This window comes from Kineococcus gypseus (assembly GCF_050871305.1).
Classification (GTDB): domain Bacteria; phylum Actinomycetota; class Actinomycetes; order Actinomycetales; family Kineococcaceae; genus Kineococcus; species Kineococcus gypseus.
Genome location: NZ_JBJLRD010000044.1, coordinates 17316 through 40259, shown reverse-complemented (window position 1 = coordinate 40259; position 22944 = coordinate 17316). Strand labels below are relative to the sequence as shown.

The 22944-nt window shown below is 76.5% G+C and carries 21 protein-coding genes and 1 pseudogene; 11 read left to right on the top strand and 11 right to left on the bottom strand.

Annotated elements, in window-relative coordinates; genetic code table 11:
* Positions 1 to 191 precede the first annotated feature (191 nt).
* The 3 genes from ACRYMN_RS15745 to ACRYMN_RS15735 all read right to left on the bottom strand — a co-directional run bounded on the left by ACRYMN_RS15745 (position 192) and on the right by ACRYMN_RS15735 (position 1686).
* A complete protein-coding gene (locus ACRYMN_RS15745) occupies positions 192 to 434 on the bottom strand; it encodes a hypothetical protein (RefSeq protein WP_432497001.1) in 243 nt (80 codons plus the stop codon).
* An 82-nt stretch (positions 435 to 516) separates the two neighbouring features.
* Positions 517 to 933, bottom strand: a complete 417-nt coding sequence (locus ACRYMN_RS15740; RefSeq protein ID WP_432496999.1) for a hypothetical protein — start codon at positions 931 to 933, stop codon at positions 517 to 519.
* Between the two features lie 309 nt (positions 934 to 1242).
* Positions 1243 to 1686 (bottom strand): VOC family protein, encoded by a 444-nt coding sequence (locus ACRYMN_RS15735; protein WP_432496997.1) that lies wholly within the window; start codon positions 1684 to 1686, stop codon positions 1243 to 1245.
* A 276-nt stretch (positions 1687 to 1962) separates the two neighbouring features.
* On the opposite strand from ACRYMN_RS15735, the gene ACRYMN_RS15730 reads away from it, so the two are divergent.
* Positions 1963 to 2322, top strand: coding sequence for a dihydrofolate reductase family protein (locus tag ACRYMN_RS15730; protein WP_432496994.1), 360 nt, complete (start codon positions 1963 to 1965; stop codon positions 2320 to 2322).
* Between the two features lie 148 nt (positions 2323 to 2470).
* Here the strand turns inward: ACRYMN_RS15730 and ACRYMN_RS15725 are convergent, their stop codons facing one another.
* The 4 genes from ACRYMN_RS15725 to ACRYMN_RS15710 form a co-directional block, all read right to left on the bottom strand.
* Positions 2471 to 3340, bottom strand: coding sequence for an AraC family transcriptional regulator (locus ACRYMN_RS15725; RefSeq protein WP_432496991.1), 870 nt, complete (start codon positions 3338 to 3340; stop codon positions 2471 to 2473).
* A gap of 304 nt (positions 3341 to 3644) precedes the next feature.
* Positions 3645 to 3863 carry a hypothetical protein gene (locus ACRYMN_RS15720; protein ID WP_432496988.1) on the bottom strand — a complete coding sequence of 73 codons (219 nt, stop codon included), beginning with the start codon at positions 3861 to 3863 and terminating at the stop codon, positions 3645 to 3647.
* A gap of 146 nt (positions 3864 to 4009) precedes the next feature.
* Positions 4010 to 4411: a type II toxin-antitoxin system death-on-curing family toxin gene (locus tag ACRYMN_RS15715; RefSeq protein WP_432496986.1), complete on the bottom strand. Its 402-nt coding sequence runs from the start codon at positions 4409 to 4411 to the stop codon at positions 4010 to 4012.
* Positions 4412 to 4425: 14 nt separating this feature from the next.
* Complete coding sequence (locus tag ACRYMN_RS15710; protein ID WP_432497008.1) at positions 4426 to 4617, bottom strand: FitA-like ribbon-helix-helix domain-containing protein; 192 nt, start codon at positions 4615 to 4617, stop codon at positions 4426 to 4428.
* 9 nt (positions 4618 to 4626) lie between these two features.
* Here ACRYMN_RS15710 and ACRYMN_RS15705 point away from each other — a divergent pair, with 9 nt between their 5' ends.
* From ACRYMN_RS15705 to ACRYMN_RS15695, 3 genes and pseudogenes are all read left to right on the top strand, one after another.
* Complete coding sequence (locus tag ACRYMN_RS15705) at positions 4627 to 5031, top strand: hypothetical protein (RefSeq protein ID WP_432496983.1); 405 nt, start codon at positions 4627 to 4629, stop codon at positions 5029 to 5031.
* A 156-nt stretch (positions 5032 to 5187) separates the two neighbouring features.
* Positions 5188 to 7152: pseudogene (locus tag ACRYMN_RS15700) on the top strand (ATP-binding SpoIIE family protein phosphatase); the annotation flags it as partial.
* Between the two features lie 335 nt (positions 7153 to 7487).
* On the top strand, positions 7488 to 7691 hold the full coding sequence (locus ACRYMN_RS15695) for a DUF6924 domain-containing protein (protein ID WP_432497006.1): 204 nt from the start codon (positions 7488 to 7490) through the stop codon (positions 7689 to 7691).
* A 636-nt stretch (positions 7692 to 8327) separates the two neighbouring features.
* On the opposite strand, the gene ACRYMN_RS15690 is transcribed toward ACRYMN_RS15695, so the two are convergent.
* A complete protein-coding gene (locus ACRYMN_RS15690) occupies positions 8328 to 8804 on the bottom strand; it encodes a hypothetical protein (protein WP_432496981.1) in 477 nt (158 codons plus the stop codon).
* A 203-nt stretch (positions 8805 to 9007) separates the two neighbouring features.
* Here ACRYMN_RS15690 and ACRYMN_RS15685 point away from each other — a divergent pair, with 203 nt between their 5' ends.
* Genes ACRYMN_RS15685 through ACRYMN_RS15670 form a run of 4 tightly spaced genes read left to right on the top strand, consistent with a single transcriptional unit; the run spans position 9008 to position 12529 of the window.
* Positions 9008 to 9937, top strand: coding sequence for a proline dehydrogenase family protein (locus ACRYMN_RS15685; protein WP_432496978.1), 930 nt, complete (start codon positions 9008 to 9010; stop codon positions 9935 to 9937).
* Positions 9938 to 9971: 34 nt separating this feature from the next.
* Positions 9972 to 11606, top strand: a complete 1635-nt coding sequence (gene pruA, locus ACRYMN_RS15680) for an L-glutamate gamma-semialdehyde dehydrogenase (RefSeq protein ID WP_432496976.1) — start codon at positions 9972 to 9974, stop codon at positions 11604 to 11606.
* A gap of 57 nt (positions 11607 to 11663) precedes the next feature.
* Positions 11664 to 12173 carry a phage holin family protein gene (locus tag ACRYMN_RS15675; protein ID WP_432496974.1) on the top strand — a complete coding sequence of 170 codons (510 nt, stop codon included), beginning with the start codon at positions 11664 to 11666 and terminating at the stop codon, positions 12171 to 12173.
* The gene (locus ACRYMN_RS15670) at positions 12170 to 12529 is read left to right on the top strand and encodes a DUF3618 domain-containing protein (protein WP_432496971.1); all 360 of its coding nucleotides are present in this window, start codon (positions 12170 to 12172) and stop codon (positions 12527 to 12529) included. The genes ACRYMN_RS15675 and ACRYMN_RS15670 overlap by 4 nt, the downstream gene beginning before the upstream one ends.
* A gap of 74 nt (positions 12530 to 12603) precedes the next feature.
* On the opposite strand, the gene ACRYMN_RS15665 is transcribed toward ACRYMN_RS15670, so the two are convergent.
* Positions 12604 to 13698, bottom strand: coding sequence for an LLM class flavin-dependent oxidoreductase (locus ACRYMN_RS15665; protein WP_432496968.1), 1095 nt, complete (start codon positions 13696 to 13698; stop codon positions 12604 to 12606).
* A gap of 187 nt (positions 13699 to 13885) precedes the next feature.
* On the opposite strand from ACRYMN_RS15665, the gene ACRYMN_RS15660 reads away from it, so the two are divergent.
* Positions 13886 to 15067, top strand: coding sequence for a class I SAM-dependent methyltransferase (locus ACRYMN_RS15660; protein ID WP_432496966.1), 1182 nt, complete (start codon positions 13886 to 13888; stop codon positions 15065 to 15067).
* Here the strand turns inward: ACRYMN_RS15660 and ACRYMN_RS15655 are convergent.
* The gene (locus tag ACRYMN_RS15655) at positions 15049 to 18210 is read right to left on the bottom strand and encodes an ATP-binding protein (RefSeq protein WP_432496964.1); all 3162 of its coding nucleotides are present in this window, start codon (positions 18208 to 18210) and stop codon (positions 15049 to 15051) included. The two genes, ACRYMN_RS15660 and ACRYMN_RS15655, sit on opposite strands and share 19 nt — an antisense overlap.
* A 145-nt stretch (positions 18211 to 18355) precedes the next feature.
* Between ACRYMN_RS15655 and ACRYMN_RS15650 the strand changes: the two genes are divergently transcribed.
* Complete coding sequence (locus ACRYMN_RS15650; RefSeq protein ID WP_432496962.1) at positions 18356 to 20572, top strand: SpoIIE family protein phosphatase; 2217 nt, start codon at positions 18356 to 18358, stop codon at positions 20570 to 20572.
* Here the strand turns inward: ACRYMN_RS15650 and ACRYMN_RS15645 are convergent.
* Positions 20458 to 20979, bottom strand: a complete 522-nt coding sequence (locus ACRYMN_RS15645) for a hypothetical protein (RefSeq protein ID WP_432496960.1) — start codon at positions 20977 to 20979, stop codon at positions 20458 to 20460. The genes ACRYMN_RS15650 and ACRYMN_RS15645 overlap by 115 nt on opposite strands.
* A 111-nt stretch (positions 20980 to 21090) precedes the next feature.
* Here ACRYMN_RS15645 and ACRYMN_RS15640 point away from each other — a divergent pair, with 111 nt between their 5' ends.
* Positions 21091 to 22908 carry a putative bifunctional diguanylate cyclase/phosphodiesterase gene (locus ACRYMN_RS15640; protein ID WP_432496957.1) on the top strand — a complete coding sequence of 606 codons (1818 nt, stop codon included), beginning with the start codon at positions 21091 to 21093 and terminating at the stop codon, positions 22906 to 22908.
* The last annotated feature ends 36 nt before the right edge of the window (positions 22909 to 22944 follow it).

Sequence of the window (22944 nt, the reverse complement as noted above, 5' to 3'; positions counted from 1 at the left end):
CTCACCCGAGCGCCAGCGCCGCCAGATCTCGTCTTGCTGCTGCGTGCTCAAACCGGACGTCTTCACATCGCCCACCTCCACCACGACCGTGCCCGAGGAGGTGTTGCGTTGACCGGTTGAGACCGCCACCGTTTATGAGACGGCGGCGCACCTACGGCACACCATGATCGCGCCGTGGTGCACGGTCCTCCTCAGCCAGCCAGGAGCCGGCGAGCTTCCTGCAGCTCGGTGATGGCGGTGTCGATCAGCTGTGTCGTGCTGAGGCCGGGGCCCTCGACGTGGATGGAGCTGGCGCCGGCAGTGAGGTCGTGAACGGTGACCACGATCTTGCCCAGCACTGACGGTTCGGAGGTGTTGGCCAGCTCGCGCAGGTGCGGTGGGCAGTTGGGGTCCTCGGGGGAGAAGGCGTGCCAGCCGGTCCCGGGGTCGCTCACGGGACCACCTTGCCTTCGAGGTGCGTCGCCTGTCGTGCCTGCTGCGGCTCGCGCCGCAGCTCCGTGAGCGGGCGGGGGGTCCTCACGTCAGGGCGGCTTCGAGCAGCGATCGACCGGCGGCGTCGTAGACGTCGATGCGGTGCACGTCCAGGTGGCGCGGGTGGGCCAGCACCGCCCAGCGCACGCCGGTGCGGTGCGGGTCGTCCACGACGCGCAGGTCCTCGCGCGTGCCGTCGGAGAGGTGCACCACCACCGCGCGCACGTCGGCACGCAGCTTCATCAGCCAGGCGCCTGGCTCGTCCGCCTCGCCGGTTCCCCAGGCGCCGGCGATCACCGACCCCGGTGGCAGTGGGGTGCTGCGCTCCGTGGTGCCCCAGCAGCGGCGCCCGTCGGCGGTGCGCACGTCGAGCATCACGCCCGGACCGCGGGGGGTGTCATCAGCGTGCAGCGTCCACTGCGCACCGTCGATGGCGGTTCCGCTCAGCAGGGGGGCGTCCACCTGGCTCAGTGCGCGCTGCCGGGCGGGCCACGTCATCAGCCACGCACCGGCGCTGCGACGACATCTGCGCTTCGGCATGAACGTGCGGTCAGTGCCTGGATCGACCATCTCAGAACCGACCGTTTTCGAGATGATCACACCGGTTGGGCGGCGCCGTGACCACGCACGTGCTGCCAGCTCGAGGCCAGGTGCTCAGCCGGCTCGGGAGTCGACGTCGCACCACCTCGACGCGTGCGCTCGTTCCGGGGTGCGCGATCGGGAGTGCGCCCGCACCGGCCCTGCTGCTCGGCGGGTCCGGCGGGTTCGACGTCAGCCGATCCGCTGGGCCAGGGACACGATGATCCCCTCGGGCCCGCGCACGTACGCCATCCGCCAGATCCCCTCGTACTCACCCACGCCCCCGACCAGGGCGTACCCGTCCCCGGCCAGCTGCTCGAGGAGGGCGTCGAGGTCGTCGACCTCGAAGGCCACGTTGCGCAGCCCCAGCTCGGTGGCCATGGCGGTGGGCGAGCCCGGCTGGTGCCGGGGCTGTTCGAAGGTGGACAGCTCCACCGAGGTGCCGCCCTGCGGTGCTCGCAGCACGACGATGCGGGTGCGCGAGTCGGGGATGCCGATGACGGTGTCCAGGAAGTCGCCTTCGACCACCATGGGGCCCGCCTCGACCTGCAGGCCCAGGGCGACGAAGAAGGCCGTGACCTGCTCGAGGTCGGCGACGGTGATGCCGACGTGGTCGAAGCGGCGGATCGATGGCATCGAGGTCTCCTCCGGGGCTGTTCGGCGTTGACGCGTCGGTGTCGGCTCTGCCCGTGGGTCTACGGGCTCACGGGTCAACCGTCACCGTCACAGGCCAGACCAGCGGCAGGACCTGCACTCATCGGCAGACGAACCTCCGAGCGGAGGACGATCGGATCCGGCCGGGCCGGCGGGTCGTCAGCTCCGAACGGCCCGGCGTGCAGCAGCCGAACCGGGGATGAGCCACGGGCGCGGCGCAGCAGCACCAGAACGGAACAGCAGGGGGTCGGCGTAGCGGTGCGCGAGGTCGTGGTCGACGTCACCCTCACCCCGGACGGGAGGACCACCGGTCCGGGCGGGAACGCGGACATGGGCCGGGTGCTGCCCCACGCCTTCGACGACGGGGTCCGCGAGCACCTGGCGCGCATCACCTCCACGGCCACGACCGCGCCGATGGGCAGCGTGGCGGTGCAGCTGCTGCGCCCCGACCTGGTCGACATGCTCACCCCGGTCCTGGTGCCCGAGGTCCTCGGTGGGGGGCGGGTGCTCTTCGAGGACGTGGTGCTGGCCTCCTCGTGGCACCTGGTCGAGCACGCGGCCGGCGCCTCCGGCGTGCTCGTGCTCATCTACCGGCGCCGACGCGTCGGCGGGAGCTGAGGACGGGCGAAGGCGCCCGCACGGGCTCGGCACCTTCAAGGAGGTCGGCACCTCGGTGCGAGCCCAGGTGCGTCACCCGGCACGGGCATCTCAGATCCGACCGTTCGTGAGACGCGACGATGCCGGCGGGAGTGCTCGACCCCGCGTGTCAGCGCTGCTCCGGCTCGACGGGCAGCCACAGCTCGCCGGTGCCGGTGCCGTCGTCGTGCAGCTCGGTGCGCAGCAGTTCCGGGCCGGGGCGGGTGCGCCACGGGTTGGAGGGGAAGAACTGCCCGTACGCGTCGCGCCACAGGTGCTGCATCGCCTGCGGGTGGGGTCCGCTGGCCGTCAGCACCAGCCAGGCGCCGGCCGGCACGTCCAGCCGCTCCAGGCCCGGCGGCGCCTGCCGGGAGGTGGCGGCGGCGTACCAGTGGTCCAGCTCGCTGCCCTCGGCGCGCGAGTCGTCCAGCGCGTCGCTCACCGACAGCGGCCCGGCGGGTTCCTGGTCGGACAGGGCCGCGACCTGCTCGCGCACGTCCTGGCCGAGGCCGCGGACGAAGTCCTCGATGGCGTGGTTGCGCCCGAGGTGGACCAGCGGGACGCGCGCCCTGGCGCCCACGAGGTGGAAGGCCTGCTTGTCGACGATGCGGTAGCGCATGCTGTCGCTCCCTTCGAGGTGGAGGTGGAAGGAGACCCGCGGCTGGGACACCAGCGGCGCCCTGGTGCGGCGCGCCTGCCCGGCGCTGACGCCGTGCACGGCGCGGAAGGCGCGGTTGAACGCCTCGGTGGAGCCGTAGCCGTGTCGGGTGGCCACGTCGAGCAGCGTGAGCCGCTCGTCCAGCACGTCGGCCGCCGCCAGCGTCATGCGCCGGCGGCGCACGTACTCGCCGATCGGGGTGCCGGCCAGCGCCGAGAACGTCCGGCGCAGGTGGTGCTCGCTCGTGGCGGCCACCCGGGCCATCGCGGTGACGTCCACGGGCGCGCCTTCGGCGAGGGCGTGCTCGAGCAGGTCGAGCGCGGCGTTGAGCCGGTGCAGCACGGGTGCCTCCTCCTGACGCGACCATGCTGGTCCGAGCCGGAGCGCGTCGACCCGACCAGGACGGACCCGATCCGGTCGGGTCGGTCCTGGTCGCCTTGACCTCGCGGCACCCGCCTGGCACGACCCGCCTGCGGCTGTCACCAGGTCCTCACCGATCGACCTGCGCACCCGGGAGGTCGGGGCCGGTGCCCCTGGGCCGCGTCGGCTGTCGTGGAGGTGCTGCACAACGGCATCCGGTGTCGCACAGCCGACCGCCTTCGAGACCGCTGTTGCGTCCGCCTGCTGGCGTGAGTGGACGGTGTGCTCAACTCCCGCTGCAGGACTCGCGCGAGCGTCTGACGTACCAGGCCGCCAGGGAGCACGACGCGACCACAGTGAGCACGATCCTGGGCAGCGCGCGCCCGAGGCCGCTGTCGTCGTAGCTCAGCACCCACCGAGCCAGAGCGGTGACCGCGAAGGTGATGCCGATTCCCCGGGCCTGAGCGTTGGTCTGCGTCGCTCGCCACCAGGGCCGCTTCGCCATGTCGATCATCGTGCTCGGTGAGCACCCTCGGCGCATGGCAGTCGGTCGCTCCTCAGCCCGAGCGATCACACAGCCCAGCCTCGTCGTCGCAGAACCGACCGTTTCTGAGATGACGACCGTGCCTGTGGGGCGTGACGAGCAACCGCTCACGCCAGGTGCCGAGCGATCACGTCGGCCAGTGCGGCGGCGTCCAGCTCGCCGGCGGCCACGCCCAGGACCATCCGCTCAGCCGCATCGACGTCCATGACCAGGTCGGTGCCGTTGAGCAGGCAGAAGACGCGGGTGGCCGACCACGCCAGGCGCTTGTTGCCGTCGACCAGCGGGTGGTTGCGGGCCAGGGAGTGCATCAGCGCCGCGGCCTTCTCGGCCAGTGCCGGGTAGGCCGGGCGGCCGAAGACGGTGGTGCGCGGGCGGGCGGCCGCCGAGGCCAGCAGGCCCGCGTCGCGCACCTGCACGTCCTCGATGACGCCGGCGGCGATCTCCAGCAGGTCCTCGAAGGAGAGGTGGTCGATCGAGGGGTCCTCGATCGGGTCCTGCGACTGGCTCACCGGGGTCAGCGAAGTCAGCGGGCCAAGCGGGCCAGCAGCTCGGCGTCCTCGATGCGCACCCGCTCGATGGCCGCGCGCAGGCGTGCGGGGCGCTGGGAGACGTACTGGTCGATGGCCGCACGGGCCACCTCTTGCATGGAGCGCCCCTCCTGCTCGGCGCGCCGGCGCAGCGCCTCGGTCTCCTCATCGGTCAGCCGCAAGTTCATCGCCACGAGGTGATGGTACCGCCGTGGTACCACTCGGGCCAGGCGCCCGCACGCGCCAGCCGCACCCCGCTGGCCCTGGCCCGCGTCACCGACGCCGCCGGCACCTACGGCGGGCAGTCGAAGGACCCCGAACTGCTGCAGCGCCTCGTGGCCACCGTCGATGCCGCCGCGATCGTCCAGGGCGAGCCGGCGTGCCTGCCCGCGCTGGCCGACTTCGTCCAGGTCGACCTGCAGACCACCACCGGCTCCGTGCCGGGAGAGGACCCCGTGCACGAGTTCACCTATCTCGCCGCCGATGTCACCGGCCGCTGCCCGCTGGTCTTCTCCTCCACCGGTGCCGTCCTGCAGCCCGACCAGCAGCCGTTCCTCGACGTCCTGCAGCAGCTGCGCGACAGCCGCGACGACCAGAGCTGATGAGGCACCTCGCTCGTTGAGCACGAGCCGGCGAGCCAGGACGACCTGACCAGCTCCGGTGCGACGGAACGGTCCTCACGGTGTCGATCCGCTCGTCGATCCGCTCGTCGATCCGTTCCCCGGTGAGCGTGGACCGCGCGCCGAGCACCGTGATGGGTGTGCTCACCGCCGCACCTCGTGGGCATCGGGGTGAGCAGGCGCGCTGGGTGCTCGCTCGCTACCGTCGAGAGCTGTCGATCGGGTCGAGCACACGGCTCGAGGTCCACGGAAGTCGAGCGCCACTGTGATGAACACCGCGCATGTGAGGAACACGGCGAGCCAGCTGCCGCGGGCGGGCTCGGTGAGGTCCGGCACCCCGCTCGGTGCCGCACCGCGGGCGCACCGGGTCCCGGTACGGCGCCGGCAGCGCTCTCGGAGCGCTGCGGTGACGTCCACCGGCACCGGCCGGAGCCAGCGGTGAACGGGGCGGGCGCAGCAGGAGACGCTGCAGCAGCGGGCGACGGCGTGCACGAGCCCGACCTGCCCGTCGACGAAGGAGTGGGCAGCGACCGCGTGCGCTCGGCCGCGCTGCACCAGCTGCCCTGGTACGTCTTCGTCCTGTCCGGTCCCGAGCACCGCGTCGTGGCCGTCAACGAGGAGATCCTGCGCGTCCTGGGCGGGTTCAACCCGGTGGAGCTGCGCGTGGTCGACGTCCTCGGCGGCAGCGAGGACCAGGGCATCGTGCAGATGTACGACCGCGCCTACGCCGGTGAGCAGGCGCTGTTCCACCGGATGCGCTTCGCGGTGGCCGCGCCCAACGGGCACCGGGAGGAGATCGTCATCGACTTCGAGGTCACCCCCTTCCGCGACCGGCACGGGCGCGTCGTCGGGATCACCGCCATCGGGCGCAACGTCATCGACGTCGTGCGCCGGGAGCAGGCCGAGGCCGCCGCGGCAGCCGAGCTGACGCGCCGCTACCGGCGGGCCACCGACGTCATCGAGGAGGTGCAGCACGCGCTGCTGCCGGACCGGCTGCCGGTGCTGCCGGGCGTGCAGCTGGCCGCCAGCTACGTGCTCGGGGGAGCGGAGCAGGCCGCCGGCGGGGACTGGTTCGACGTGCTGGCCCGCGCCGACGGGACGGTGGCCGCGGTGGTCGGCGACGTCGTCGGGCACGGGGTGGCCGCCTCGGCGGTGATGGCGCAGCTGCGCGCGGTGGCCCTGGAGCGCCTGGACGCGGGGTGCGGCCCGGCCGAGGTGGTCAGCGCGCTGGACCGCTTCACCCGGGTGGTGCCCGCGGCCGGCTCGGCGACGGTGTGCGTGCTGCTGCTGCACCCGGGCACCGGGGCGGTGGAGCACTGCGCGGCCGGGCACCCGCCGCCCCTGGTCGTCGGCGCGGGCGGCGCGGGCGGCGCTGCCCGCTTCCTGAACCCCTCCGGCGCCCCGCCCCTGGGTGAGCGCGACGGGCAGCGCGACGGGCAGCGCGACGTGCAGCGCGCCGTGCTGGAGCCCGGGGAGCTGGTGCTGCTGTACACCGACGGCATCGTCGAGCGCCCCGGGGTGCCCGCCACCACCGGCACCGTCGAGCTGGCCCAGGTCGCCGCCGCGGCCGCTGCCGACCAGCTGATGCCGGCCTTCAGCTTGCCCTCAGCCGTCGAGCGGGTCACCGCGCAGACCCTGGAGCGGCTGACCCGCGAGAGCGGTTCCGGTGACGACATCACCCTGCTCGCGCTGCAACCCGTGCCGGTCCTGGTGGACCTGCACCTGCGCACCCACCTGACCCGCACCGGCATCCCCGCCGTGCGGGCCGGGCTGCGCGCCTGGCTGGGCACCGGGCGCATCGACGCCGAGGCCCTCGACCAGCTCGACGAGGTCGTCAGCGAACTGGCCGAGAACGTCGTCGAGCACGCCTACGCGCCCACGCGAGGGTGCGCGGACAGCGCCACGGACGGCGGTGGTGACGGCGGTGGCCCGTTCACCCTCGACGTGCGCCTGGACGAGCTGGGGTCGATCACGCTGTGCCTGGCCGACCGGGGCCGCTGGCGCCCACCGGTCGAGCCGGCCGTGGGCCAGGGCTTGGGCCTGGTCATCGTCCAGCAGTTCAGCGAGGACGTGCGGGTCGACCCCTCCCCGGCCGGTACGACCGTCACCGTGCGCTTCCGGCCGTGGAAGTCCTCCCACGGCGCCGCCCCCACGCCGCCGCGGCCGGTCAGCGAGCTCTTCGACATCTACACCGAAAACCGCTCCGAGCGCTCGATCACCACGGTGCGCGGGCCGGTGGACGTGGCCAACGTGGCCGAATTGGACGCGGAACTGGCGCTGAGCACCGCGCCGGGCGCGGTTCCGCTGAGCGTGGACCTGCGGCAGGTCAGCGTGCTGGCCAGCGCCGCCGTGCACGTGATCCGCCGCCGCCTGCAGCAGCGCGTCGCCAGGTTCGGCCGGACCCGTGGGACGAGGAGGACGTGTGGGCCTCGAGGACGATGGCGAGGTGCGGGCCGCCGCAGGACCGGGGGACGTTGCTGGTCCGCAACGGCTCCACCCGGCAAGAGCGTTGGCAGGCGCTGCTCGAGGCGGTCGCCACGCCCAGCGAGGACGGCTTCCTCCCGGCCCTCGCGACCGTCGACGACCTCCGGTGGCGCGATGCGCGCTCGGAGGACCTCAGGGTCGTCCCGAGGGCCCTGTAGTCCATCGAGAACGACATCTCGCTGTCCACCACGGACTGGGAGGACTCCACCGGCGCAGCGGGACCCGACGGCGTCTTCCGCGGCTTCGACTGATCGGTCCCTTCCCCCCTGACCGTGACGAACATCCGCACGTAGCGCGCCGTGTGCGGCCGGCGGTGCTCGCGCCGGAGCTCGGCCACCTGCCGAGCAGTGCCCGGCAGACCCAGAAGGCTGAGGCCGCCAGGCCTCCCCACCCCAAGGCGCCGAAGGCGAGGGCGAAGCCCACCAGAGCACCCCACGAGGCGCTGGTCGTGGAGCTCTGCGCGCTCTGCAGCCACACCGCCCCGGCGATCACGAACAGCACACCCAGCACCAGACCGGCGAAGGACGCCGAACGCAACGCAGCGGTGCGCTGCTCCACGTCGCCGACCCAGCCGTCCCGTTCATCAGTGCTCACGTGCTGACCGCCGGTACCGCTCGCGTCCTCGTCCTGGCGCCCCCGGTGAGCCCGCGGCGGCGAACACCGTACGGAGCTGACCCCGTCCGCCCGGTCCTGCGCGCTCCACGCCCCGCGGGCACGGTGCGCTGCGCGCACCGCTCGATCACGCCGCTGACCGGGACGTCGCGCGGACCGGTGCGTGTGAGCGACGCCCTCGCTCAAGCCGCTGGCGGCGCACCTCGCCGGCGCAGCCTGGCCACGACCACAGCGACCGCCATCGTCAGCCCCACCACGGCGGACTGCACGAACGGCGCGAAGAGCAGAGCGAGCACCGCGGTGGAGGACTGGGAGGTCAGCACGCTCCACAGCCCCCACACGGTCAGGGCCATCAGCACCACGGCCCCGGCCAGCGCCACGGCCACCGCGCCGGGCCAGGAGCGGTGCACGCACACGCCCACGACCACCGCGGCGGCGAACGGCAGCAGCGCCCACCCGCAGAAGACGAGCCCGAACAGCACCGCCCCCACGTCCTCGGTCACCAGCTCCCAGCTCGTCAGGTACGCCACCACCACCAGCGTGACCAGCGCCCCCACCACCGGCAGCCCCACCAGGGCCAGCACGACGGGCTCGCGCAACGAGGACGAACGGCGGGGCCCGGGACGGCGGGACGAGGGACGACCGGACGCGGTGCTCACCCGCCCACGCTGGCACCCCGCACCGCGTGCGCGGGACGCCTCGGCCCGCCGTCCACCGGCAGGCGCACGCTCGTCGCGCTCAGCGACGCACCGACCCCGCACCGAGGCGGAGCTCGACGACCGGGTCCGCCCCGGGCCGGGCCCGCGACGAGGCGCCCACCCGCCCCTGGTCGCGCGGCCCGCGCGCGCCTAGCGTCGGGGGCGTGTTCGGACGAGCGGTCCTGGGCGTGGCGGGCTCGCCGCGCGTGCGTTCCCTGGTGACCGGGAGCAGCCTCAGCCGTCCCGTCGTGCGGCGCTTCGTCGCCGGCGAGGACGTGCGCTCGGCGCTGGGCGCGGTGCGCGCCCTCGACGCCCACGGCGTGCGCGCCACCCTCGACGTGCTCGGCGAGGACGTCGTGCGCCCCGAGCAGGCCGACGCCACCGCCGCCGCCTACCGCGAGCTGGTCGACGCCCTGGCCGGCGCCGGCCTGGCGCGGGGCAACGAGGTGTCGGTGAAGCTGTCCGCGCTGGGGCAGGGCCTGGGCCCGGACGGGCCGGCGCGCGCCACCGAGCGCGCGCACGCCCTCGCGGAGCACGCGCACGCCCGCGGCGTGGACGTCACCCTCGACATGGAGGACCACACCCGCGTCGACGCCACGCTGGAGGCGCTGCGGGTGCTGCGCGCGGACTTCCCCCGCACCGGCGGCGTGCTGCAGTCGATGCTGCGGCGCACCCCCGGCGACGCCGCCGACCTGGCGCGCCCCGGCTCGCGGGTGCGCCTGGTCAAGGGCGCGTACGCCGAACCGGCCGACGTCGCCCACCCCGCCAAGCGGGACGTGGACCTGGCCTACGTGCGCTGCCTGCGCACCCTGCTGGACGGCGGCGCGTACCCGATGGTCGCCACCCACGACCTGCGCCTGGTGCGCGTGGCGGAGGAGCTGCTGACCGCGCGCGCCGCCGGGGGCGCACCGGCGGGGGAGTTCCAGATGCTGCACGGCATCCGCACCGAGGAGCTGCGTCGCCTGGCCGCCGCCGGGCACGTGGCGCGCACCTACGTGCCCTTCGGCACCGACTGGTACGCGTACTTCTCCCGCCGCCTGGCCGAGCGCCCGGCGAACCTGGCGTTCTTCGCCCGCTCGCTCGTCACCGCCTGAGCGCCACCGCCCGAGGACCCCGGAGGAGCCCGAGATGCAGTCCGTGACCGAGGTGCCCGCCCCCCGCAACGAGCCGGTGCGCACCCACGCGCCCGGCAGCACCGAGCGGAAGCTGCTCACCGACGCCCTCGCCGCGCAGGCGGCGAACCCCGTGGAGATCACCCAGACGATCGGCGGGGTGCAGTCGCTCGGCGGCGGCGAGCGCGTCGACGTCGTGCAGCCGCACCGCCACCGCGCCGTGCTGGGCACCTTCGCCGCCGCCACGCACGCCGACGCGCGCGCCGCCGTGGACGCGGCGCTGGCCGCCGGGCCGCGGTGGGCGGCGCTGGACTACGACGAGCGCGCCGCGGTGTTCCTGCGCGCCGCGGACCTGCTGGCCGGCCCGTGGCGCGAGACGCTGGCCGCGGCCACGATGCTCGGGCAGTCCAAGACCGCGCAGCAGGCGGAGATCGACGCGCCGTGCGAGCTGGTGGACTTCTGGCGCTTCAACGTCGCCTTCGGCCGGCGCCTCGTCGCCGAGCAGCCGCTCTCCTCCCCGGGGACGTGGAACCGCCTCGACCACCGCCCGCTGGAGGGGTTCGTCTACGCGATCACCCCGTTCAACTTCACCGCCATCGCCGGGAACCTGCCCACCGCGCCGGCGCTCATGGGCAACACGGTGGTGTGGAAGCCCAGCCCGACGCAGATGCTCTCCGCGCACTGGACGATGCGGCTGCTGGAGGCGGCGGGCCTGCCGCCGGGCGTGGTGAACCTCGTCGGCGGCGACGGGCGCGCCGTCTCCGACGTGGCGCTGAGCGACCCGCACCTGGCCGGCATCCACTTCACCGGCTCCACCGCCACGTTCCAGCACCTGTGGCGCACGGTGGGGGAGAACATCTCCTCCTACCGCACCTACCCGCGGCTGGTGGGGGAGACCGGCGGCAAGGACTTCGTGCTGGCGCACCCCTCGGCCGACCCGCAGGTGCTCACCACCGCGGTGCTGCTCGGCGCGTTCGAGTACCAGGGCCAGAAGTGCTCGGCGGCCTCGCGCGCGTTCGTGCCGCGCTCGGTGTGGGACCGGGTGGGCGCCGACCTCCTGGCGCGGGTGGAGTCCCTGACGTACGGCGACGTCACCGACCTGTCGAACTTCGGCGGCGCCGTCATCGACGCGCGCGCCTTCGCCAAGAACGCCGCGGCGATCGAGCGCGCGCGCGCCACCGCCGGGATCGAGGTCGCCGCCGGCGGCACGTACGACGACTCCGAGGGGTTCTTCGTGCGCCCCACCGTCCTGCTGGGCGAGGACCCCGGCGACGAGGCGTTCCGCACCGAGTACTTCGGGCCCGTGCTGGCCGTGCACGTCTACGACGACTCCCGCCCCGGCGCGTGGGAGGACGCGCTGCGCCTGGTGGACACCGGCTCGCCGTACGGGCTGACCGGCGCGGTCGTCGCCGACGACCGCGCGGCGGTGCGGCAGGCGTCCGACGCCCTGCGCTTCGCCGCGGGCAACTTCTACGTCAACGACAAGCCCACCGGGGCGGTGGTGGGCCAGCAGCCGTTCGGCGGCTCGCGCGCCTCGGGCACCAACGACAAGGCCGGCTCGGTGCTGAACCTGCAGCGCTGGACCAGCCCGCGCGTGCTGAAGGAGACGTTCGTGCCGCCGACGACGCACGTGTACCCCCACATGCGCTGATCCGCACCCCGGACGTCTCGGGTTTCGCCGCGGCCCGCGGCGGGGTACACCCTCCTCATGAGCCACGACAGGAGCTCCACGCGCACGGACGACCTGAGCGTCCACCGCTCCGGCGCGCGCACCGCGTCCAGCGCCGCCACGCCCGCGGAGGGCCCGGGGCCGGTCGTCTCCCGCAGCGCGCACGACGACGCCTCCGTCGGCCAGCTCGTCAGCGACCTCACGCAGCAGGTCTCGCGCCTGGTGCGCGACGAGGTGCAGCTGGCGAAGGTGGACCTGACCGCCAAGGGCAAGAAGGCCGGCCTGGGCATCGGGGCGTTCTCGGTGGCCGGGCTGCTGGCGTTCTTCGCGATCGGCGCCCTGGTCACCACGGCGATCGCCGCGCTCTCCCTGGTGCTGGACGTGTGGCTGTCGGCCCTGATCGTGGCCGTCGTGCTCCTGGCGCTGGCCGCGGTGGCCGCGCTGGTGGGCAAGAAGGAGGTCCAGCAGGCCGTCCCGCCGGTGCCGCAGGCGTCGGTCGAGAGCGTCAAGGCGGACGTCGACGCCGTCAAGGAGGGCTTCAAGCGATGAGCAGCACCCAGCCGACCCCGCCCACCGACCGCGACGAGCTCGAGCGCGACATCGCGCAGACCCGCGAGCGCCTGGCCGAGACCGCCGACGCGCTGGCCGCCAAGGCGGACGTGAAGGCCCAGGCCCAGGCGAAGGTGGACGACCTCAAGGCCCAGGCGCAGCACAAGGTCGAGGACGTCAAGGCGCAGGCCCAGCACAAGGTCGCCGACGTCAAGGACCGCGCGGTCTCCTCGGTGCACGGCGCCAGCGACAGCGCCCCGGGCACCCCCAAGCAGCAGGGCGGCGCCGTGCTCGGCGTCGTCGTGGCGGCCGTGGCCGTCACGGTGTGGCTGCTGCTGCGCAGGAAGCGCGCCTAGGCGAGCGAGCGGCGAACGGACGCGAGCGCCCGTCCCGGTGGCTGCCGGGACGGGCGCTCGCGCGTGCGGGCGGCTCAGGCGGTGGGGGCGGCGACCGCGGGGGCCGGCGTCGACAGCGGCGAGGCCGGCACCGTGGTGCCCGCCTCGGCGCGCACGATCGGGGCGACCTCGGTGCCCAGCAGCTCCACCGCGCGCATGACGTCGCGGTGCGGCATCGTGCCCGCGCTCAGGTGCAGCATGAAGCGGTCGATGCCCAGCTGCTCGCGCTGCAGCAGCACCTTCTCGGCCACCTCCTGCGGGGAGCCGACGAGCAGCGCGCCGCGGCGGCTGCGTGCGGCCTCGTAGCTGGTGCGGCTGAAGGGGCGCCAGCCGCGCTCGCGGCCGATGACGTTCATCGTGTGCCGGTACGGCTCGAAGTGGACGTCGGTGGCGCGCTGGCTGGTCTCGGCGACGAAGCCGTGCGAGTGCGTGGCCACCGGCAGGGTGGCCGGGTCGTGGCCGGCGCGGCGGGCGGCCTCGCGGTACAGCTCCACCAGGGGGCGGAACTGCGCGGGCTCGCCGCCGATGATGGCCACCGCCAGCGGCAGGCCCAGGGTGCCGGCGCGCACGACGGACTCCGGGCTGCCGCCCACCCCGATCCACACCGGCAGCGGCTGCTGCACGGGCAGCGGGTACACGCCCAGGCCCTGGACCGCGGCGCGGTGGCGCCCGCCGGGCCAGGTGACGTTCGACGGGTCGCGCCGGATCGTCAGCAGCAGGTCCAGCTTCTCGGTGAACAGCTCCTCGTAGTCGGACAGGTCGTAGCCGAACAGCGGGAACGACTCGATGAAGGAGCCGCGCCCGGCCAGGACCTCGGCGCGCCCGCCGGAGAGGCCGTCGAGGGTGGCGAACTGCTGGAAGACGCGCACCGGGTCGTCGGAGGAGAGCACCGTGACGGCGCTGGACAGGCGGATGCGGGAGGTGCGCGCGGCGGCGGCGGCCAGGACGACCGCGGGCGCCGAGGCCGCGTAGTCGTCGCGGTGGTGCTCGCCGAGGCCGTAGACGTCCAGGCCCACCTGGTCCGCCAGCTCGATCTCCTCCACGACCTCGCGCAGCCGCTCGGCGTGGCTGATGGTGGCCCCCGTCGCGTCGGGCGTGGTCTCCGCGAAGGCGCTGATGCCGATCTCCACCGTGCTCCCCTCCCCGGCGCCCCGGGGGCGCCCGTCGCGGTGCCCCTCGGGCACCTCTCGTTGAGTGCTCAACGACCCGGGGGGCGGAACGATTCCGCCGCCCCGCCGCTCCCCGGCCGCCCCCGCGGGGCAGCGGCCGACAGCGGCCTGACAGCGGCCCGGGAGCGCACGGGCCTACACCGGTGGCGTGACCACCCGCACCCGCACCCCGTGGACCGAGGAGCCGGCCGTGACCAGCCTGCCCGACACCCTCCCCCGGCGCGACGCCGCCCCGACCCCCGCGCCCACCCCCGAGCCGACCGCCGAGCCGACCGCCGAGGCCGTCGCCGAGCGCGTCCTCACCGCCGTCGTCGGCGGGTTCGAGGCGCTCGCGGTGCACGTCGGCGACCGCCTCGGCTGGTACCGCGACCTGCGCGCGCACGGCCCCGCGACCCCGCAGCAGCTCGCCGCGCGCACCGGCACGCAGGAGCGCTACGCCCGCGAGTGGCTGGAGCAGCAGGCCGTCGCCGGCCTGCTGCGCGTCGTCCCCGGCGACGGGCAGCGCCGCTACGAGCTGCCCGCCGGGGCCGCCGAGGCCCTGACCGACCCCGACAGCCTCGCCCACCTCGCCCCCCTGCCGCGCATGCTGGCCGCCGTGGGCGCGCACCTGCCCGAGCTGCTGCGCGCGTACCGCGACGGCGGGGGCGTCAGCTGGGAGGCCCTCGGCGACGACGCGCGCGAGTCCCAGGCCGACCTGAACCGGCCCTGGTTCCTGCACGCCCTGCCCGGCGCCCTGGCCGGCGTGCCGCAGGTGCGCGAGGTCCTCGCCCGGCCCGGCGCCCGCGCGCTGGACGTGGGGTGCGGCGCCGGCTGGTCCTCGGTGGCCCTGGCGCTGGCCCACCCCGCGCTCGAGGTCGTGGGGGTGGACGTGGACGCCGCGTCGGTGGAGGCGGCGCGTGCCCACGCCGCCGCCGCCGGCGTGGCCGACCGCGTCACCTTCCGCTGCGCCGACGCGGCCCGGCTCGACGAGGTGGGCGCCTTCGACCTGGCCCTGGCCGCCGAGTGCGTGCACGACATGCCCGACCCGGTGGGGGTGCTGGCCGCCGTGCACCGCGCGGTGCGCCCCGACGGGGCCGTCGTCGTGGTCGACGAGGCGGTGGCCGAGGAGTTCACCGCGCCCGGTGACGAGGTGGAGCGCGCCATGTACGGGTTCAGCCTCTTCGTGTGCCTGCCCGACGGGCTGTCCGCCGGGCCCGGCTCGGCCGGCACGGGCACGGTGATGCGCCGGCCGGTGCTGGAGCGCTACGCCCGCGCCGCCGGCTTCGCCGGGGCCCGGGTGCTGCCGGTGGAGGGCTTCGCCCTGCTGCGCTTCTACCTGCTGCCGCGCTGAGGCGCGCCGTCGAGGTCGGCCGGGGCGAGGTCGGCCGGGGCGAGGTCGGCCAGGGCCGCCTCGACGTGCGCGAGGACCTCCTCGCCGCCGAGCGAGCGCCCCCGCGCGCGCAGCGCGGCCCAGCGCACCGGGCCCAGGCGCTCGCGCAGCACGTCGCCGGCGAGCCGCACCCGGCGCGCGTCGGCGCCGAACCCGGGCACCTCCTCCTCCCGGGCCGCCAGCACGCCGTGCAGCACCGCGGCGTCCTCGTCGCGGCCCAGGCGCAGCAGCAGCTCCAGCACGTTGCGCAGGGCGGTCCACTGGTGCGTCCAGTCCCCCAGGGAGCGCCAGTGCCGCACGGCCCGCCGGAACAGCGGGACGGCCTCGGCGGCCTCGCCGTGCCGGGCGTGCAGCGAGGCCGCCGTCGTCAGCGCGACACCGGTCAGGTAGCGCTCGCCGAGGCGGTGGGCGGCCGCCAGGGCCTCCTGCAGGTGCTGCGCGGCGACGAGCGGCGCGTCCTCCAGCAGGACCTCGCCGGTGACGTACGTCGCCCACGCCGCACCGACCTCGTCGCCGGCCCGCCGCGCCTCGGCGCGCACCGCGGCGGCCAGCTCGGCGGCCTGCGCGCCGCGGCCGCGGTAGAGCGCCGTCAGCGAGACGTTCAGCGCGGCCAGGCGCGCCTCCGGCACCGCCGGGCGCAGCGCGCGCACCCGCCGGCTCCACCGGTCGGCGCCGTCGAGGTCGCCCTCGAAGAGGCTCACCTCGCTGAGCAGGAAGCACAGGTGCGCCTCGGCCGCGGGGTCCTCCGCCAGCTCCAGCCCGGCCAGCGCCAGGCGCCGCGCGCGCGGCAGGTCGCCGGCGAAGCGCGCGCCGGAGGCGGCCACGCCGTGCACGAGCGCCAGGCCCGGCAGCGGCCCGCCCGCCCCGCCCGGTGCCGCCACCCGCTCCAGCACCCGCTGCGCCCACCCGGGCACCTCCGGGGACAGCCGGTGCTCCAGGTGCACCCGCGTGCCGGCCACCAGCCGCACCGCCAGCGCCGGGTCCTGCGCCAGCGCCCACCCCACGGCCGCGCGCACCTCGTCGAAGGCGTCCGCGACCCGCTCGACGCCCGCCACGTGCCCGGGCCCGTACCGGTGGTCCACCGCCTCCTCCAGCAGCCGCGCGTGCACCTCGGCGTGCGCGCGCCGCACCTCGTGCTCGACGCCGCGGCGGGCGAGCTGCTCGCGCCCGTAGGCGCGCAGCGTCTCCAGCAGCCGGTAGCGGCGCCCCCCACCGGGCGCGTCGAGCGCGACCACCACCGAGCGGTCCACCAGCGAGGCCAGCAGGACGGCGACGGCCCCCCCGCCGTCGTCCCCGTCGTCGTCCCTGCCGTCGTACTTGCCGTCGTACTTGCCGTCGTCCCCGCCGTCGGGCAGCGCGACGACGCCGGGCAGGGCGGCGGCCAGCCGCTCGGCGGTCTCCAGCGGGAAGTCGCCGGCGAGGACGCTCAGCACGTCGAAGAGCGCGCGGGTCGGCTCGCCGAGCAGGTCGTGCGACCAGGCGACGACCGCGCGCAGGGTCCGGTGCCGCCCGGGGGCGGTGCGCGGCCCGTCCCGCAGCAGCTCGAAGCGCGAGGGCAGGCGCCGCACCAGGTCCGCGGGCGTCAGGGCGCCCGCGCGCGCCGCGGCCAGCTCGATGGCCAGCGGCAGGCCGTCCAGGCGCCGGCACAGCTCGGCGACGTCCCCGGCGGTGCCGTCGTCGACGCGGAAGGTGCGGCAGCGGGCCCGCGCCCGCTCGGCGAAGAGCCGGGCGGCGGGTGAGCGCAGCACCTCCTGCGCACCGCGGGCGGTCCCGGCGGGCAGCTCCAGCGGCGTCAGCGCCCACACCCGCTCACCCTCCACGTCCAGCGGGCAGCGGCTCGTGGTCAGCACCGCCACCCCGGGGCAGCCGCCCACCAGGGCCGCGGCCAGCGCCGCGGCGGCGTCCACGACGTGCTCGCAGTCGTCGAGCACGACGAGCGCGTCGCGCTCGGCCAGGTGCCGCACGACGCGCTGCAGCGCGGTGCCCTCCCCGCGCACCTGCAGCTGCAGCGCGGTGACGACGGCCGGCACCACGTCCTCGGCGGCGGGCACGGCGCCGAGCTCGACGAGCACCGCGCCGTCGCGGTGCTCGCCGGCGAGCCGGTGCGCGAGGTGGCGGGCCAGGGCGGTCTTGCCGACGCCACCGGGCCCGGTGAGCGTGACCAGCGCGCCCGCTCGCACCAGCGGCAGCAGCCCGGCGAGGTCGTCCTCGCGCCCCAGCAAGGCCGGTCCCGCCGGCGGCGCGGACGGTGGTGCGGACGGTGGTGCGGACGGCGCCACGGCCGCGGCCGCGGGCGGCGGTGCCGCGGGTGCGGGTGCGGGGGCGGGGGCGGCGTCGAGCGCCGGGTCCTGGCGCAGCACCCGCTCCTCCAGCCGCAGCAGCGCCGCGGGGGCGTCCAGGCCCAGCTCCGCGGCCAGGCGCCGGCGGTGGTCGCGCAGCACCGCCAGGGCGTCGGCGTGCCGGCCGGCGCGGTAGCGCGCCAGGGCGAGCTGGTGCTGCGGGCGCTCGCGCAGCGGGTCGGCCGCGGCCAGCGCCCCCGCGGCGGCGGCGGCCTCGTCGTGGCGGCCCAGCCGCAGCAGCGCCTCCGCGCGGTCCTCCAGCGCGCAGCGCCGCTCCTCCTCCAGCCGCGCCGCCTCCGGGCGGGCGAAGTCCTCGTCGGCGAACTCCGCGTAGGCCGCCCCGCGCCACAGCCCCAGCGCCTGCTCCAGCAGCTCCAGCGCCCGCGGGGGCGAGGTGGCCAGCTCGCGGCGGGCCAGGCGCACCAGCAGCTCGAAGCGGGTCGCGTCGCAGTCCCCCTCGCCGGCGCCCAGCGCGTACCCGGGCGGCCGGTGCGCCAGCACCACGCCGGGGGCGACCCGCTGCAGCCGGGCGCGCAGCCGGGCGACGAGGTTGTGCAGCGCCGCCCCGGGCCGCTCCGGTGCCGCGGCGCCGTCCCACACCAGGTCCACCAGCGCGTCCACCGGCACCACCGAGCCGCGGCGCGCCAGCAGCACGGCCAGCAGCCGGCGCAGCCGCGGGGACAGCGGGGTCGTGCCCGCGCCCACCGCCACGGCGCCCAGGACGCGCAGGGGCGGCGCGTCCGTGCCCTCCCACGGCGCTGCCACGCCTCACCACCCACCCCGTCGCAGGCGAGCGGGCCGGGTGGGACCGCCCCCGGCCGCGCAGGTGGCGCCAGGGTAGGGCGGGACGCGGTGCGCGCGCAGGACCCGGCGCGGCGGCGGGACGCCGGGGCTCCACTAGGTTCTCGGTGTGGACAGGTTGCCCTTCGCCGAGGCCAGCGGCCTGCGCGAGGCCTACGAGGCGGTCGACTGGTCCGCCACCCCGCTCGGCGAGCCCGCCGGCTGGTCGCGGCCGCTGCGCCAGGCGCTGGAGGTGGTGCTGGGCACCCGCTTCCCGGCGCTGGTGGCGTGGGGGCCGGAGCTGACCATGCTCTACAACCAGCCCTACGCCGACCTCGCCGGCGACAAGCACCCCGCCGCGCTGGGCCGCGGGGTGCCCGAGGTGTTCCCCGAGGCGTGGGAGGGTCTCGCGCCGCTGTTCGACGAGGCGCTCGCCGGCCGGGCCACCTGGTCGGTGGACCTCGCCGTGCCGCTGCACCGCAAGGGCTTCCTGGAGGAGGCGTACTTCACCTTCTCCTACTCGCCCATCCGCGACGAGCACGGCGCCGTGGTGGGCGTCCTGGACCTCGCCGTGGAGACCACCCGTCAGGTGCAGGACCACCGCCGCCTGGAGCTGCTGACCCTGCTGGGCGACCTCGCCACCGACCTGGACTCCCCCTCCGAGGTGGCCGACCGCGCCCTGGACGTGCTGCGCACCGCGCCGCTGGACCTGCCCGAGGTCGACCTGCACCTGCCCGGCGCGGCCGGGGCCGCGCGCCCGCGGGTGCTGCCCCCGGCGCCGGAGCCGCTGCGCCCGCGCCAGGTGCTCGTGCGCTCCGGCGAGGGCGCCGGCCCGCTGGCGTGGGTGCGCATCCCCGCCGCGATGGGCGAGTCCTCCCCGGGGGTGCTCGCGGCGCGGCTGAGCCCGCACATCGCCCCGGACGCCACCTACCGCGACTTCCTGCGCCTGGTGGCCGCCACCGTCGGCGACGGGCTGTCCGCGGCCGCCTCCTACGAGGCCGAGCGGCGCCGCGCGGACCTGCAGGCCTGGCAGGCGCGGCGCCTGGCCGGGCTCGTCGCCGTGGCCCAGGCGCTGCCGGACGTGGACGCCGAGGCCGACGTGCTGCGCGTGCTGGCCCGCGGCGCCTCGGCCCTGCTGGGCGCCGACGGCGTCGTGCTGGGCGTGCTGGAACCGGCCGCGGACGCTCCCGGGCGCCTGCAGGTGCTCGGGGACGGCGCGGACCCGGCCGCCGGCGCGCTGGCGGGCGCGCTGCGCGGCGCGCCGGTCGTCGACGCCGCCGCGGGCACCGCCGCCTGGCCGCTGCGGCTGGGCGAGCGCACGCTCGGCGTGCTGGGCCTGTCCTGGCGGCGCCCGCGCGAGCTGCGCCCGGAGGACCGCGACCTGCTCACGGCGCTGGCCGCCTCCGCCGCGCAGTCGCTGGACCGGGTGCGCGCCCGGCGCGCAGAGCGCGAGGCCGCCGACGCGGTGCGCTCGCTGGCCGAGACCCTCCAGCGCAGCCTGCTGACCTCCGCGCCGCAGCCGGAGCACCTGGAGATCGCGGTGCGCTACCTGCCGGCCGCCGAGCACGCCCAGGTCGGCGGCGACTGGCACGACGCCTTCCTCACCGCCTCCGGCACCGCGTGCCTGGTCATCGGCGACGTCACCGGCCACGACCAGGACGCGGCCGCGGCCATGGGGCAGGTGCGCAACCTGCTGCGCGGCATCGGCTACTCCCTGGAGGTCTCCCCGGCCTCGGCGCTGTCCGCGCTGGACCGCGCGATGCGCGACCTGGGCGTGGGGGCGCTGGCCACGGGCGTGCTGGCCACCGTCGAGCCGGTCGAGGGCACCCGCTCGTGGCGGCTGCGCTGGTCCAACGCCGGCCACCCGCCGCCCGTGGTGATCACCCCCGACGGGCGCGTGGAGGTGCTGCGCACCGACCCGGACCTGCTGCTGGGCATGGACGCCTCCTTCCAGCGCGCCGATCACGTGCACGGCCTGAGCGCCGGCGCGACGGTCCTGCTGTACACCGACGGCCTGGTCGAGCGCCGCGGCGCCTCCATCGACGACGGCGTGCAGTGGCTGGCGGACACCGCCGCCCGCTTCGCCGACCTGGGCCCTGAGGGGGTGTGCGACGCGGTGCTGGCCGAGGTCGCCGGCTTCGCCGAGGACGACGTGGCGCTGCTGGCGGTGCGCGTGCGCCCGCACCCCCCGGCCGCCGCGCCCGCGGCCGCGCCGGTCGTCCGCGCGGGCGCTCAGGTCCTCGAGGGCGCTGTCCTCGAGGGCCCGGTGCTCGAGGAGGTCGTCGAGCGCGTCGTCGAGCGCGTCGTGGAGCGGGTGGGCGAGCGGGGGGCCGAGCCGGGCGCGTAGCCGCCGTCGGCCAGCCCGGCCCAGCGCTCGAAGAGGTTCAGGCGCGGGTCGTTGCGCGTGAGCAGCGCGTTGAGCCCGTACAGCGCCAGGAACGGCCCGGTGCCCAGCAGGGCGTACTGGTCCGCGTGGCGCGCCTCGTGCCGGCGCCGGCGCGGCCCGCCCAGCCCGCCGTGCAGCCACGCGTTGCCCACGGTGGTGCCCCCGCGCCCGTAGGTGCGCGGCGGCATCCCGGCGCACTCCACCAGCAGGTCCTCGCCGACGGTGATCCGTGCCCCGTGCCGGCGCGCCCACCCCACCGCCAGCGCCGTGGCGGGCAGGTTGCGCCAGGCGCGGTACAGGTGCCAGGCCCGGCGGGCGCGCGCGCGTGCGGGTGCGCCGGCGGGTGTACCGGCGGGTGCGGTGCTCACGGCTGCTCCTCCCGGGTGCGGCCGGGACGCGGGCCGCGGTCGCGGCCGCCGCTCGCCTTCCCCGTCCCCGCCGTTGCTGGGAGGATGCCACCACCCCTCCCGGAGGTGCCCGTGACCGCCCAGCCGTCCCGGTCGGAACGCCGCCGCGGCGAGTCCGCCGGCCGGCGCGACGCCCAGGCCCCGCCCGTGCCGCCGGCGCCGGTGCACGACCTGCGCGACCTCACCGGCGCCCGCGCCCGCGAGGCGTTCGACTCGCTGGGCGCCGGGGTCGCCGTCACCGACACCGCCGGCGTCGTCCTGGCCGTCAACGCCGCCGCGTGCGAGATGGTGCGCGCCCCCCGCGAGGCGCTGGTGGGCCGGTTGCTGAAGGACGCGGTGCCCACCGCCGGCACCGACGCGCGCCACCCCTTCGACCGGGTGGTCGCCTCGCTGCGCCGGCGCGGCGGCGGGGCGGTGCACGAGGCGCTGGTGCGCCGCGCGGACGGCACGTCGTTCTGGGCGCGCTGCACCGTGGCGCTGGCGCGCGCGGGGGGCCGCGAGGTCGTGGTGGTGCAGGCCGTCGACGACGACGAGGAGCACCGGGCCCTGGCGGAGCGGGTGCACCGCGCCGACCACGACGAGCTGACGGGGCTGCGCAACCGCACCGCGCTGCTGGACGAGCTGGACCGGCGCCTGCAGCTGCCCGGCCCGCCGCTGGCGGTGATGGTGTGCGACCTGGACCGCTTCGGCGTGCTCAACGCCGACCTCGGGCACGTGGGCGCCGACGAGGTGCTCGTGGCCGCCGCCCGCCGGCTGCTGGGCGCGGTGCGCGGCGGCGACGTCGTGGCCCGCCTGGGCAGCGACGAGTTCGCCGTCGTCGTCGAGGCGTCCACCGCCGCGCTGCCGGCCGCGGAGGTGGAGGGCGCGGCGCTGGAGACCGCCCGGCGCCTGGCGAGCGCGCTGGCCGAGCCGCTGCGCGCGGGCGGGCGCGAGGTGCGCTGCGGGGCGGGCGTGGGCGTGGCGCTGGCCGTGCGCGACGGCGTGGGCGACGACGTGCGCGACGACGTGAGCGATGGCGTGGGCGACGGCGTGCGCGCCCCGGACGCGCTCTCCCTGCTGCGCGACGCGGACACCGCGCTGCGCACGGCCAAGGGCCGCGGGCCCGGGCAGGTCCGGCTCTTCCGCCCGGTGATGCGCGAGCGGCTGCTGGCCCGGCTGCGCGTGGAGGACGAGCTGCGCGCCGCCCTGGAGGGCGGCCGGCTGCAGGTGCACTACCAGCCGGTGGTGCGCCTGGCCGACGGCGAGCGCGTCGGCTTCGAGGCGCTCGTGCGCTGGCCGCACCCGCGCCGGGGCCTGCTGGAGCCGGAGGAGTTCCTGCCGGTGGCCGAGGAGGCGGGGCTGGCCGTGGCCGTGGACGCCCTGGTGCTGGAGCGGGCGCTGGACCTGCTGCAGCGCCGCCCGGGGGTGCGCGTCTCGGTCAACACGGGCGCGCGCCGGCTGGACGGCACCTTCGCCGAGGAGGTCGCGCGCGGGCTGCGCCGGCGGGGGCTGGCGCCGGGGCGCCTGGTGGTGGAGCTGCTGGAGCACTCGCTGCTGGCCGGGGACCCCACCACCGCCCTGGAGCTGCAGCGGCTGAGCGCGGCGGGCGTGCCCCTGGCCGTCGACGACTTCGGCACCGGCTACTCGGCGCTGTCGTACCTGCGCCGGCTGCCGGTGTCGGTGCTGAAGCTGGACCGCTCCTTCCTGGCCGACGTGCCCGGCGACCCCGCCGCCGAGCGGGTCACCGCGGCGGTGCTGGGCCTGGCGCACGGGCTGGGCCTGCAGGCGGTGGCCGAGGGTGTGGAGAGCGCCGAGCAGGCCGAGCACCTGCGCGCCCAGGGCTGGGACCTCGCGCAGGGCTGGTTCTTCGGCCGGGCCGCGCCGGAGGCGGACTGGTACCCCGGCCGGTAGAGCGCCACGATGGGTGATCGCTCGTCCGGCAGTCCC

Bases quoted from the DNA above. Each gene is read 5' to 3' on its own strand.
- ACRYMN_RS15735 (WP_432496997.1), bottom strand. From the start codon at position 1,686: ATGCCATCGATCCGCCGCTTCGACCACGTCGGCATCACCGTCGCCGAC.
- ACRYMN_RS15720 (WP_432496988.1), bottom strand. From the start codon at position 3,863: ATGGCGAAGCGGCCCTGGTGGCGAGCGACGCAGACCAACGCTCAGGCC.
- ACRYMN_RS15710 (WP_432497008.1), bottom strand. From the start codon at position 4,617: ATGAACTTGCGGCTGACCGATGAGGAGACCGAGGCGCTGCGCCGGCGC.
- ACRYMN_RS15695 (WP_432497006.1), top strand. From the start codon at position 7,488: ATGGCGAGGTGCGGGCCGCCGCAGGACCGGGGGACGTTGCTGGTCCGC.
- pruA (WP_432496976.1), top strand. From the start codon at position 9,972: ATGCAGTCCGTGACCGAGGTGCCCGCCCCCCGCAACGAGCCGGTGCGC.
- ACRYMN_RS15675 (WP_432496974.1), top strand. From the start codon at position 11,664: ATGAGCCACGACAGGAGCTCCACGCGCACGGACGACCTGAGCGTCCAC.
- ACRYMN_RS15670 (WP_432496971.1), top strand. From the start codon at position 12,170: ATGAGCAGCACCCAGCCGACCCCGCCCACCGACCGCGACGAGCTCGAG.